The sequence below is a fragment of the Mesobaculum littorinae genome, from assembly GCF_004011175.1.
Classification (GTDB): Bacteria; Pseudomonadota; Alphaproteobacteria; order Rhodobacterales; family Rhodobacteraceae; genus Tranquillimonas; species Tranquillimonas littorinae.
In genome coordinates this window covers 59,437-71,733 of sequence record NZ_RQXX01000004.1, presented here as the reverse complement: position 1 = coordinate 71,733, position 12,297 = coordinate 59,437, and the positions used below count along the sequence as shown (strand labels likewise).

The 12,297-nt window shown below is 68.2% G+C and carries 8 protein-coding genes and 1 tRNA gene; 6 read left to right on the top strand and 3 right to left on the bottom strand.

Annotated features, from left to right (window positions below; translation table 11 throughout):
• Window positions 1-15: 15 nt before the first annotated feature.
• Both EKE94_RS12585 and EKE94_RS12580 read right to left on the bottom strand, forming a co-directional pair.
• Window positions 16-921, bottom strand: a complete 906-nt coding sequence (locus EKE94_RS12585; protein ID WP_127906986.1) for a helix-turn-helix domain-containing protein — start codon at window positions 919-921, stop codon at window positions 16-18.
• A 284-nt stretch (window positions 922-1,205) separates the two neighbouring features.
• Window positions 1,206-1,292: transfer RNA gene (locus EKE94_RS12580), tRNA-Leu, on the bottom strand.
• A 151-nt stretch (window positions 1,293-1,443) separates the two neighbouring features.
• Between EKE94_RS12580 and EKE94_RS12575 the strand changes: the two genes are divergently transcribed.
• A complete protein-coding gene (locus tag EKE94_RS12575) occupies window positions 1,444-2,427 on the top strand; it encodes a complex I NDUFA9 subunit family protein (protein WP_127906985.1) in 984 nt (327 codons plus the stop codon).
• 12 nt (window positions 2,428-2,439) lie between these two features.
• On the opposite strand, the gene EKE94_RS12570 is transcribed toward EKE94_RS12575, so the two are convergent.
• Complete coding sequence (locus EKE94_RS12570) at window positions 2,440-3,240, bottom strand: undecaprenyl-diphosphate phosphatase (protein ID WP_127906984.1); 801 nt, start codon at window positions 3,238-3,240, stop codon at window positions 2,440-2,442.
• Between the two features lie 215 nt (window positions 3,241-3,455).
• Here EKE94_RS12570 and EKE94_RS12565 point away from each other — a divergent pair, with 215 nt between their 5' ends.
• From EKE94_RS12565 to fzlA, 5 genes are all read left to right on the top strand, one after another.
• Window positions 3,456-4,889, top strand: coding sequence for an NAD(P)-dependent oxidoreductase (locus tag EKE94_RS12565; protein WP_127906983.1), 1,434 nt, complete (start codon window positions 3,456-3,458; stop codon window positions 4,887-4,889).
• Window positions 4,890-5,167: 278 nt separating this feature from the next.
• Window positions 5,168-5,605, top strand: coding sequence for a GFA family protein (locus EKE94_RS12555; RefSeq protein WP_235856013.1), 438 nt, complete (start codon window positions 5,168-5,170; stop codon window positions 5,603-5,605).
• A gap of 145 nt (window positions 5,606-5,750) precedes the next feature.
• Entirely contained in the window at window positions 5,751-10,292 is a 4,542-nt protein-coding gene (gene gltB / locus EKE94_RS12550; RefSeq protein WP_127906982.1) for a glutamate synthase large subunit, read from the top strand.
• Window positions 10,293-10,571: 279 nt separating this feature from the next.
• Window positions 10,572-11,243, top strand: a complete 672-nt coding sequence (gene mtgA, locus EKE94_RS12545; RefSeq protein ID WP_127906981.1) for a monofunctional biosynthetic peptidoglycan transglycosylase — start codon at window positions 10,572-10,574, stop codon at window positions 11,241-11,243.
• Window positions 11,244-11,608: 365 nt separating this feature from the next.
• Window positions 11,609-12,274 carry an FtsZ-binding protein FzlA gene (fzlA, locus tag EKE94_RS12540; protein ID WP_127906980.1) on the top strand — a complete coding sequence of 222 codons (666 nt, stop codon included), beginning with the start codon at window positions 11,609-11,611 and terminating at the stop codon, window positions 12,272-12,274.
• Window positions 12,275-12,297 lie beyond the last annotated feature (23 nt).

The window sequence follows — 12,297 nt, the reverse complement described above, 5'->3', positions numbered from 1 at the left end:
TGCGCCTGCGGGTGCTTATTCTTCGGGCACTCCGAAGCGGTCTATCAGCGTTTCCACATGGGCGGCCGCCTCGCCTCCCTTGAGCGCGGTCGTCCACAGGCGGCGCGAGATGCCTTCGTGCAGCTCCAGCGCCTCGGGCGCGCGGGTGACCATGCCGACGCCGATGCCGATATTAGGCTGTTGCCCCAGCCGGAAGGGGCTGATCGTCAGCGCAGAGCCCGCCGGGCTGCGCATGATCTGGAACGAGGTCGCCGGCATCGGTTCGCACGCGACGCCCAGTTGCTGGCCGATCGGCTGGTCGCGCAGCAGCGACACGATATAGCGCGTCTCCTCAAGCGCGGCGCGGCGGCGCTGCGCCAGGGTGGCGGCGTCCAGGTCGTTGCGTCCGGTCATGCCGACCTGAAGGAACCGCTCGAGATCCGGGCTCGAGATGATCGAGGCGATGAGGGGGCGGTGGCGGCGGAACCCATCCTTGCGTCGCCGCAGGATGGTCAGGATCTGCGCGATCCGGTCGCGGCCTTCCGGGGCGTCTTCGGGCAGGGATTCGTGCAGCACCTCGGCCAGGATCGTGTCGTAGCGGTCCGAGGTCAGCAGGTAAGAGACGGGGGAGAACACGCCGATGATCTGGTCGCAGCCTTCCTCGAGCTGGCGCATCCGTTCGAAAAAGCCGCTGGCCGTGGGAATGTACTCGGTGCCCACCCCCAGAAGCGTGGGCAGCGACACGCCGAGTTCGGCCGAAATCGCGGTCAGCATGTCGATCTTGGCGATTTCGCCCTTTTCCGCGCGGTAGAGCGCGGCGCGCGAGATCCCCAGGCGGTCGGCCAGCGTTCCCGGCGACAGGCCGCGCCCCATCCGGTGCGCACGCAGGCGCGCACCGATATCGGAAAAGCTGTTGGACGCGGCGCGTTGGTCGTCTGGCATGGATCACAGAATGGTGCGCGGCCCGAAGACTGTCGATCCCAAAATTGATGGCGTCTGACGGCTCGGGCGTTCGGGCGGCCCTTGGCGTCGCGGATCGCGGGGGCGCACCGGCACCGTCTCAAAATAAATCCCGGGTGGCGCACGGGCCTGTCGACCGGCCTAGCCAGCACGGGCCGTATACCGCGGGGCCTGCGCGATGGGGCCAGCGGGGTTCGCCCTTGGAAAGGCTGTTTCCGAAATTAAGGGAGGGAAGCGTGAACCCCGTTGGTAGGCGGGGTTGCAAATGGTGCCCAGGAGAGGACTCGAACCTCCACGACCTTGCGGTCACTGGCACCTGAAGCCAGCGCGTCTACCAATTCCGCCACCTGGGCCGGTGTGCGTGAGGCGGTGAATTACGCATCTCGCGGTGAGGTGTCAACGCGGAAATCGTCAGGTTTCCGCTACGGCGCCTATCTGCGGCCTTGTCTGCCCTTTCGGTCGTGGTAAGACCCCGATCAGGCGAAATCCGGCGAAAGGTCCATCATGGCGAAGCTTGTCACCATCTATGGCGGGTCGGGTTTTATCGGCCGGCATGTTGCGCGACGCATGGCGGCGCAGGGCTGGCGCGTCCGTGTCGCGGTGCGCAAACCCAACGATGCCCACTTCGTGCGTACCTACGGCGTGGTCGGACAGGTCGCCCCGGTGTTCTGCAACATCCGCGACGACGACTCGGTCCGCGCGGTGATGACCGGCTCGGACGCGGTGGTGAACTGCGTCGGGATCCTTGCCGAACATGGGCGCCAGACCTTCGAGGCGCTGCAAGAGGCCGGGGCCGAGCGCATTGCCCGCATCGCGTCCGAAGAGGGTGTCGATCGTCTGGTCCAGATCTCGGCCATCGGGGCCGACAGCGAAAGCGCCAGTGCCTATGCCCGTACCAAGGCCGCGGGCGAGGCTGCGGTGCTCAGGCACATGCCCGACGCGGTGATCCTGCGGCCCTCGATCGTCTTCGGGCCCGAGGATTCGTTCTTCAACCGCTTTGCCGGCATGGCCCGGGGTGGCCCCGTTGTGCCGCTGGTCGGCGCCGACACGAAGTTCCAGCCGGTCTATGTCGACGACGTGGCGCATGCGGCGGCGATGGCGGCATTGGGCGAGGCGCGGCCGGGCGTCTACGAACTGGGCGGCCCCGACGTGAACACGTTCCGCGAGCTCATGCAGCACATGCTGACCGTGGTGCAGCGCAAGCGCGTGCTGCTGCCGATCCCGTTCTGGATGGCGCGGATCATGGCGGGCGGCTTCGGGCTGATCCGCAAAGTCAGCCTTGGGCTGATCCGCGAACCGCTCAGCTCGGACCAGGTGGCGAACCTGCGGCGCGACAATGTAGTGGGCGACGGCGTGATGACCTTGGCCGACCTGGGTATCACGCCCACCGCGCTTGAGGCGGTGCTGCCGGATTACCTGTGGCGCTTCCGTCCCTCGGGCCAGTATGCCGCGATCAAGGACAGCGCCCGGAACCTGCGCAAGTCCTAGGCCGCGCCGGGCCTAGGAATAGGCCAGCGCCAGCAGCACGATCCCGAGGATGATGCGGTAGATCACGTAGGGCGTGTAGCTGACCGCCCGCAAAAGCCGCATCATCAGCGTCAGCGCCAGAAGCGCCGCGCCAAAGGCGAAGACGGCGCCGATGGCCGCGTTGCGCCACAGCTCGGCATCCGCCTCGCCCACCACGTCCGCGCCCAGCAGCGTCGCCGAGGCGAGGATCGTCGGTATCGACATCAGCATCGACAGCCGCGCCGCGTCCTCGCGTCCGTAGCCCAGGACCCGCGCGCCCGAGATCGTGATGCCCGACCGTGACGTGCCGGGGATCAGCGCGAGGGCCTGCCACAGTCCCATGATCACCGCGTGGCGCAGCGACCAATCGCGCGCCTCGTGCGGTTCGGGGCGGCGGTCGGCCCACCAGAGCACGATCCCGAAGATCAGCATCGCCCAGCCGATGACCGCCAGTGAGCGCAGCATAAGGTCGAGCCCCAGAAGCTTGATGACCAGGCCCGCCGCCATCACCGGAATGGTCGCGACGACAAGGCAGAGCGCCAGCCGTGCGCCCGGCGTGTCGGCGCGCCCGGTCAGCAGGCGGGGCAGGCCCGAAAGCCCCAGCGACACGTCGCGCCAGAAATATAGCACGACCGCCCCCAGTGTGCCGACATGTACCGCGACATCGATGGCAAGGCCCTGATCGGTCATCCCCGTCAGAAGCGGCAGCAGGATTAGGTGACCCGAGGACGAGACCGGCAGGAACTCGGTCACGCCCTGAACGATGGCGACCAGCAAGAGGTTGAAGAGGGTCATGATGCGCCTGCCCCGACTCGGTTTCGGCGCCACCCTTAACCGCAGGTCCGGCGAAGGGAAGCGGGGATATAGGTCCGATACGGATCTAAAAATGTCGCGTCAATCGCTGGGATTTTCCGCGAAACTGAAAAATCATTGCATATAGGTCAGCAGTTATGCCTTTTACTGGCGGGCGGCCTGTTTTATAGGGCGCGGGACGAGTGGGAGAACGTGCCATGGCTGTGCAGAAGATGCTGAAATTCGTGACCGTGCCGCGGGACATGCCCGAAAAGCGGGGCGCGGACGAACGGCGCGAGGATTTCGCCGAGATCTACCGTGAGTTCGCGGATGCCAAGGCGGCAGAGCAGGCGGGGCGGTGCAGCCAGTGCGGCGTGCCCTATTGCCAATCGCATTGCCCGCTGCACAACAACATCCCCGACTGGCTGCGCCTGACTGCCGAGGGGCGCCTGCGCGAAGCCTATGAGGTCAGCCAGGCCACCAATACCTTCCCCGAGATCTGCGGCCGGATCTGCCCGCAGGACCGCCTGTGCGAGGGCAACTGCGTGATCGAGCAGTCGGGCCACGGCACCGTCACCATCGGCACGGTCGAGAAATACATCAACGACACGGCGTGGGACGAAGGCTGGGTGCAGCCGATCCGCCCCGGCACCGAGCGTCCCGAAAGCGTCGGCATCATCGGCGCGGGGCCGGGCGGGCTGGCCGCTGCGGACCGGCTGCGGCGGATGGGGTTCCAGGTCACCGTCTACGACCGGCACGACCGGGCCGGCGGGCTGATGACCTACGGCATCCCCGGGTTCAAGCTGGAAAAGGACGTGGTGATGAAACGCGTCGCCCAGCTTGAGGATGGCGGCGTCGAGTTCGTGCTGAACTGCAACGTGGGCGAGGATCTGTCCTTCGACGCGATCCGCGGCAAGCATGACGCCGTGCTGATCGCCACCGGCGTCTACAAGGGGCGCGATCTGACCGGGCCCGGGTCGGGCGCCGAGGGGATCGTGCGCGCGCTCGACTACCTGACCGCGTCGAACCGCGTCGGCTTTGGCGACGAGGTCGAGGATTACCTGTCGGGCGAGCTGAACGCCCAAGGCAAGCGCGTGGTCGTGATCGGCGGCGGCGACACCGCGATGGACTGCGTGCGCACCGCGATCCGGCAGGGCGCAACCAGCGTGAAGTGCCTTTACCGCCGCGACCGCGCCAACATGCCGGGCTCGCAGCGCGAGGTCGCCAATGCCGAGGAAGAGGGGGTCGAGTTCGTCTGGCTTTCGGCGCCGCGCGGGTTCTCCGGTGATACGGTCGAGGGCGTGATGGTCCAGCGCATGCGCCTGGGCGCGCCCGACGCCACCGGCCGCCAGACGCCCGAGCTGATCGAAGGGTCGGACTACGTCGAAGACGCCGACCTGGTGATCAAGGCGCTGGGGTTCGAGCCCGAGGACCTGCCCAAGCTTTGGGGGGTCGAGGGGCTCGAGGTCACGCGCTGGGGGACGGTCAAGGCCGATTTCCGCAGCCACGCGACCAGTCTCGAGGGCGTTTATGCCTGCGGTGACATCCAGCGCGGGGCGAGCCTTGTGGTCTGGGCGATCCGCGACGGCCGCGAGGCCGCAGACGCCATCGCCGAATACATCGGCGCCAGCGCCGAGATCGCCGCCGAGTAAGCCCGGGCCGCGTTCCGCGCCCCAGGGCGCGGCGACGCCCGGCCCGACCGGCGCGGCCCGATCATCGGGTCGCACCGCGCCGGACCTGCCGACCGCCCCGGGGGATGTGCCCCCGGCTTCGCGAAAAGAACCGTCCGAAGGCCGGTCCGACGCCCCCCACTGCGAAACCGGGGCGCGCCTGCCCCAAGCCCGAGGTCCGATCGCAGGTCGGGCCGCCCTGATCCCGCCCACTGCCTTCGCCGCCCTCGCGTGGCAAAGGCCCCACCCGGAGCCCCGAGATGCGCGACAGAACCGGCCAGTGCCTGTGCGGCGACGTCCGCTTTACCGCCCGCGGGGTGGAGTCGGATTTCGGCGTCTGCTCCTGCAAGATGTGCCAGCGCTGGGGCGGAGCGAGCTTTGTTGCCGTCACCGCGGCCGAGGTCGCGTGGCAGGGCGAAGAGCATATCCGCCGCCGCGCCTCGTCCGACTGGGCCGAACGCGGGTGGTGCGACACCTGCGGCACGCACCTGTTTTACCGCGTGACCGCCCCGGGCATCGACGGCGCGGGATGCCACGAGATCCCGCTGGGCCTGCTGGACGATACCGACGGCCTGCGCATGACGCGCGAGATATTCACCGACCGGCGCCCGGCCGCCTACGATTTCGCGGGCCCGCACGAACGTCTGACCGAAGCCCGGACGCTGGCGATGTTCGCCGGCGGGGAGGGCGCGGAATGACCCCGATCCTTTCGACCTGCGCGACGTCCGATCTGTCCGGCGCGCAGACAGCAATCCTCGTTTCGTCGCAGGGGCGCCGCGCCCCGGCGGCGCGACCGCAAGCCCGGGCGACGCAAGCCGCCGCCCCCCGCCAGGGAGATGACCTATGACCAAGTACGATGCCGAATGGGTTGCGCAGGAAGAAGCGCGGCGCGCCTGGATGGCCGAGAATTCGCTGTACCGCGAAGATGACGAGCACGCCTCCTGCGGCGTCGGCCTTGTCGTGTCGGTGGACGGGTCGAAATCCCGCCGCGTGGTCGAGAACGGGATCGACGCGCTCAAGGCCGTGTGGCACCGCGGCGCGGTCGATGCCGACGGGCGCACCGGCGACGGCGCCGGCATCCACGTGCAGATCCCGCTGCCCTTTTTCCGCGACCAGATTGGCCGCACCGGCCACACCCCGCGCGAGGACGAGATGATCGCCGTGGGCCAGGTGTTCCTGCCGCGCACCGACTTCGCCGCGCAGGAGACCTGCCGCACGATCGTCGAAACCGAAGTGCTGCGGATGGGCTACTACATCTACGGCTGGCGCCACGTGCCGGTGCAGATCGAATGCCTGGGCGAAAAGGCCAACGCCACCCGCCCCGAGATCGAGCAGATCCTGATTTCGAACGCCCGCGGCGTCGACGAAGAGACCTTCGAACGCGAACTCTACGTGATCCGCCGCCGGATCGAGAAGGCCGCCGCTGCCGCACAGGTGGGCGAGCTTTACATCTGTTCGCTGTCCTGCCGGTCGATCATCTACAAGGGCATGATGCTGGCGCAGGACGTGGCCGAGTTCTATCCCGACCTGCTGGATGAACGGTTCGAAAGCGCCTTCGCGATCTACCACCAGCGCTATTCCACCAACACCTTCCCGCGGTGGTGGCTGGCGCAGCCCTTCCGCATGCTGGCCCATAACGGCGAGATCAACACGCTCAAGGGCAACATCAACTGGATGAAAAGCCACGAGATCCGCATGGCGCACAGCGCCTTCGGGGACCTGGCCGAGGATATCAAGCCGATCGTCGCGCAAGGGTCGAGTGATTCCGCCGCGCTGGATTCGGTGTTCGAGGTCCTGGTGCGGGCCGGACGCTCGGCGCCGATGGCCAAGACGATGATGGTGCCGGAAAGCTGGTCGAAGCAGGCCGAGGAGCTGCCGAAGCCCTGGCGCGACATGTACTCCTACTGCAACAGCGTGATGGAGCCCTGGGACGGGCCCGCCGCGCTGGCGATGACCGACGGGCGCTGGGTCTGCGCCGGGCTCGACCGCAACGGCCTGCGCCCGCTGCGCTATGTCGTCACCAACGACGGCATGGTCATCGCCGGGTCCGAGGCCGGGATGGTCCCGGTCGACGAAAGCACCGTGGTCGAAAAGGGCGCGCTGGGTCCGGGGCAGATGCTGGCCGTGGACATGGCCGAGGGCAAGCTTTACCACGACGTCGAAATCAAGAATAAACTGGCCGCGGGCCAGCCCTTCGGCGACTGGGTCGGCAAGATCACCGAGCTGGACGAGGATCTGGCCAAGGTATCCGAGACGCCGCTGTTTTCCGGCGACGACCTGCGCCGCCGCCAGATCGCCGCGGGCTATTCGCTGGAAGAGCTGGAGCAAGTGCTGGCGCCGATGGCCGAAGACGGCAAGGAGGCGATCGCCTCGATGGGCGACGACACGCCCTCGGCCGTGCTGTCTAAGACCTACCGCCCGCTGTCGCACTTCTTCCGCCAGAACTTCAGCCAGGTCACCAACCCGCCGATCGACAGCTTGCGCGAATACCGGGTGATGAGCCTCAAGACCCGGTTCGGCAACCTCAAGAACGTGCTGGACGAAAGCAGCGCGCAGACCGAGATCGTGGTGCTCGACAGCCCCTTCGTCGGCAACGCGCAGTTCGACCGGCTGGTCGAGCAGCTGAATTCGCCGGTGGTCGAGATCGACTGCTCCTTCGATGCCGAGGGCGGCCGCCTGGGCGATGCGCTGCGGCGGATTCGGGGCGAGGCCGAGGATGCCGTGCGCTCGGGCGCGGGGCACCTTGTCCTGACCGACCAGCACCAGGGCCCCGACCGGGTGGCGATGCCGATGATCCTGGCGACCAGCGCGGTGCACAGCTGGCTGACGCAGAAGGGCCTGCGCACCTTCTGTTCGCTGAACGTGCGGTCGGCGGAGTGCATTGACCCGCATTACTTTGCCGTGCTGATCGGCTGCGGCGCGACCACGGTGAACGCCTACCTCGCCGAGGACAGCATCGCCGACCGGATCGAACGCGGCCTGATCGACGGCAGCCTGACCGATGCCGTGGCGCGCTATCGCACCGCCATCGACATGGGGCTGCTCAAGATCATGGCGAAGATGGGGATCTCGGTGATCTCCTCCTATCGCGGCGGTCTGAACTTCGAGGCGGTGGGCCTCAGCCGCGCGATGGTGGCCGAGTATTTCCCCGGCATGCACAGCCGGATCTCGGGCATCGGTGTGTCCGGCATCCAGAAAAGCCTGACGGCGGTGCATGACCGCGGCTTCCGCTCGGCCGGTGGCGGCGTCGCCGTGCTGCCCATCGGCGGGTTCTACAAGGCCCGGAGGTCGGGCGAGACCCACGCGTGGGAGGCGCAGGGCATGCACATGCTGCAGGCCGCCTGCGACCGCGCGTCCTTTGAACTGTGGAAGCAGTATTCGGCCAAGATGCGCTCGCAGGCGCCGATCCACCTGCGCGACCTTCTGGATATCAAGCCGCTGGGCAAGCCGGTGCCGATCGAGGAGGTGGAGAGCATCACTTCGATCCGCAAGCGGTTCGTGACGCCGGGCATGTCGCTGGGCGCGCTGTCGCCCGAGGCGCACAAGACGCTGAACGTCGCGATGAACCGCATCGGCGCGAAATCCGACAGCGGCGAGGGTGGCGAGGATCCGGCGCATTTCGTTCCCGAAAGCAACGGCGACAACCCGTCGGCGAAGATCAAGCAGGTCGCCTCGGGCCGCTTCGGGGTGACGGCAGAGTACCTCAACCAGTGCGAGGAGCTTGAGATCAAGGTCGCGCAGGGCGCCAAGCCCGGCGAGGGCGGGCAGCTGCCCGGCATGAAGGTCACCAAGCTGATCGCCCGGCTGCGGCACTCGACCCCCGGCGTGACGCTGATCTCGCCGCCGCCGCACCACGACATCTACTCGATCGAGGACCTCGCGCAGCTGATCTACGACCTCAAGCAGATCAACCCGCGCGCCAAGGTGACGGTCAAGCTGGTGGCCTCAAGCGGTGTCGGCACGATCGCCGCGGGCGTCGCCAAGGCCAAGGCCGACGTCATCCTGATCTCGGGCCACAACGGCGGGACGGGGGCGTCGCCTGCGACCTCGATCAAGTACGCGGGCCTGCCGTGGGAGATGGGCCTGACCGAGGCGCACCAGGTGCTGGCGATGAACAACCTGCGCGAGCGGGTGACTCTGCGCACCGACGGCGGGCTGCGCACCGGGCGCGACATCGTCATGGCGGCGATGATGGGGGCCGAGGAATACGGCATCGGCACCGCCGCGCTGATCGCGATGGGCTGCATCATGGTGCGTCAGTGCCAGTCCAACACCTGCCCGGTGGGGGTCTGCACGCAGGACGAACGCCTGCGCGAGAAGTTCACCGGGTCGGCCGAAAAGGTGGTGAACCTCATCACCTTCTACGCCCAGGAGGTGCGCGAGATCCTCAGCCAAATCGGGGCGCGCAGCCTCGACGAGGTGATCGGGCGGGCCGACCTGCTCAGCCAGGTCAGCCGCGGGTCGGCGCATCTCGACGACCTCGATCTCAACCCGCTGCTGATCACCGTCGACGGCACCAACCGCATCTCCTACGACCGCGACCGGGCCCGGACGGCGACGCTCGACACGCTCGACGCCGATATCGTCAAGGACGCCGCGCGGTTCCTGAATGACGGCGAGAAGATGCAGCTGTCCTACGCGGTGCGGAACACCTACCGCACCATCGGGGCCCGCACCTCGAGCCATATCGTCAGCCGGTTCGGCATGCGCAACGCGCTGCAGCCCGACCACCTGCATGTCAAGCTGACGGGCAGTGCGGGGCAGTCGCTGGGGGCCTTCGGCGCCCCGGGGCTGAAGCTCGAGGTGTCTGGCGATGCCAACGACTATGTCGCCAAGGGGCTGTCGGGCGCCACGGTGGTGGTGCGGCCGCCGATGCATTCGCCGCTGGTGGCGGCGGACAACACGATCATCGGCAACACCGTGCTTTACGGGGCGACGGGCGGCTACCTCTTCGCCGCCGGGCGTGCGGGTGAACGCTTTGCCGTGCGCAACTCGGGCGCCCATACGGTGATCGAGGGCTGCGGCTCGAACGGCTGTGAATACATGACCGGCGGCATCGCGGTGATCCTGGGCGAGATCGGCGCCAACTTCGGTGCCGGGATGACCGGCGGCATGGCCTATCTCTGGGACCCCGAGGGCAAGGCGCAGACGCTCATGAACATGGAGACGCTGGTGACCTGCCCCGTGACCCAGGAGCACTGGGAGGCCGAGCTGAAGGGCCTGATCGAGAGGCACCTGGCCGAAACCAAGAGCCGGCGCGCCGCCGACATCCTGCAGCACTGGGAGGAGTCGCGCGGCAGCTTCCTGCAGGTCTGCCCGCGGGAGATGCTGGCCCACCTGTCGCACCCCCTGGGTATCGAAGAGGCGCAGGTCCCGGCCGAGTGATGCGGGCGCCTGCCGCCTGATCGCAATCGCGGCCGGCTGCCCCCCCGGGGTGGCCGGCCGTTTCACATCGCGCGCCGGGGCCGTATGCCCCGGCCCGGCGCGTGGCCCCCGCGGGGCGCCCGGGGCACAGTCCCCGGCAACCGGGACGGGCGGCTTGACCCGCCGCCGGGCGCATCGGATAGGGTGCAGCTTCGGGTAGGGGACGGTCGAACACAGGGCGGGGCAGGCGCGCAGGTGGCCAGGCGAAGCAAGAAGACGGCGAAAGCCAGGCCCCGGCCCATGCGCTGGCTGATGCGCTGGGCGCTGCGGGGGGCGCTGGCGGTGCTGTGCCTTGTCGCGCTGGGGATCCTCGCCTTCGACTTCATCAATCCGCCGACAACGCCCTACATGGCCGCGGAATCGCGGCGGCTGGGCGGGGTGTCACACGAATGGGTGGCGATCGACGCCATCGCCCCGGTGATGCAGCGGTCGGTCGTCGCTGCCGAGGACGCCAATTTCTGCGCCCACTGGGGTTTCGATATCGGCGCGATCCGGGCCGCGCTGGACGCGGGCGCGTCGCGCGGCGGCTCGACCATCAGCCAGCAGACCGTGAAGAACGTCTACCTGTGGCAGGGCCGCAGCTGGCCGCGCAAGGCGCTGGAGGCCGCGCTGACCCCGCTGGTCGAAGCGGCCTGGTCCAAGCGGCGCATCCTCGAGGTCTATCTCAACGTGGCCGAGTTCGACGCGGGCGTCTTCGGCGTCGAGGCCGCGGCGCGGCACTACTACGGCGTGCGTGCCGCGGACCTGAGCGCGGGGCAGGCCGCCTATCTGGCCGCGATCCTGCCCGACCCCAAGGACTGGTCGCCGCTGCGCCCGTCCGACAGGGTGCGCCGGCGCGCGGCTCAGATCCGCGACGGGGCCGCGACAATCGCCGCGGACGGCCGCGCCGCCTGCTTCGCACCGGATGCCTGACCCGCGGCCGTCCCTGCGGTAGCCTGCCGTCCGGTCCGACACGCCCAGCCGATGATCCGCGGCGGCTCGTATGGCTGGGCAGGGGGGCTCGGGATCCGACGCTCCGACACACCCCGACGCACAGGAAACCCGACGTGCGGCAAGGGGCTTAACCCGGTGCTGCCCCGGGCACATCACGGGCTCGCCTCGTCGCGCCACATGCCCAGGGGCGCCGGGGCGGGGTGCGTGGCGGGGGATGGCGACGCGTGGGCAGCACGTGGGCGCATCTCGGAAAGGCCGGACCCGGCACGGGCGCGGGCTTGACTGTTGAACCGGCTTCGGTGGTCGGGCATTGAGGGGCAGAACCGTAAGGATCGAACCCCCCTATGAACCGACTATTCCACGTTCCGCTCTCGCCCTTCTGCCGCAAGGTCCGGCTGTGTCTCGCCGAAAAGAAGATCGAGATCGAGCTGATCGAGGAACGCTATTGGGAGCAGGACCCCGATTTCCTGCGCCGCAATCCCGCCGCCAAGGTGCCCGTGCTGCGCCTGGGTGGCATGACGCTGGCCGAATCCACGCCGATCTGCGAGTATCTCGAAGAAATCTATCCCGATCCGCCGCTGCTGCCCGGCAGCCCCGAAGCGCGATTCGAGGTGCGGCGCCTGGTGTCGTGGTTCGACGACAAGTTCCACTCCGAGGTCACGTCGAAACTGCTCTACGAGCGGGTGAACAAGAAGATCACCGGCCAGGGTTATCCCGATTCGGCCAACGTGAAGGCCGGCGCCAAGGCGGTGAAATTCCACCTCGACTACATGGGGTGGCTGCTGGATCAACGGCGCTGGCTGGCGGGCGACCACATGACGCTGGCCGATTTCGCCGCCGCCGCGCATCTGAGCTGTCTCGACTACATCTCGGACGTGGACTGGAACCGCAGCGAATCGCTGAAGGACTGGTATGCCAAGATCAAGTCGCGACCGGCCTTCCGGTCGATCCTCGCCGATCAGGTGCCCGGCTTCCTGCCGCCTCGGCACTACGCCGACCTCGATTTCTGACCCCGCCCCGCGGCGCCCGGCCC

Coding starts and splice junctions, on each gene's coding strand:
- EKE94_RS12585 (WP_127906986.1), bottom strand. CDS start 921: ATGCCAGACGACCAACGCGCCGCGTCCAACAGCTTTTCCGATATCGGT.
- EKE94_RS12575 (WP_127906985.1), top strand. CDS start 1,444: ATGGCGAAGCTTGTCACCATCTATGGCGGGTCGGGTTTTATCGGCCGG.
- EKE94_RS12570 (WP_127906984.1), bottom strand. CDS start 3,240: ATGACCCTCTTCAACCTCTTGCTGGTCGCCATCGTTCAGGGCGTGACC.
- EKE94_RS12565 (WP_127906983.1), top strand. CDS start 3,456: ATGGCTGTGCAGAAGATGCTGAAATTCGTGACCGTGCCGCGGGACATG.
- EKE94_RS12555 (WP_235856013.1), top strand. CDS start 5,168: ATGCGCGACAGAACCGGCCAGTGCCTGTGCGGCGACGTCCGCTTTACC.
- gltB (WP_127906982.1), top strand. CDS start 5,751: ATGACCAAGTACGATGCCGAATGGGTTGCGCAGGAAGAAGCGCGGCGC.
- mtgA (WP_127906981.1), top strand. CDS start 10,572: ATGCGCTGGCTGATGCGCTGGGCGCTGCGGGGGGCGCTGGCGGTGCTG.
- fzlA (WP_127906980.1), top strand. CDS start 11,609: ATGAACCGACTATTCCACGTTCCGCTCTCGCCCTTCTGCCGCAAGGTC.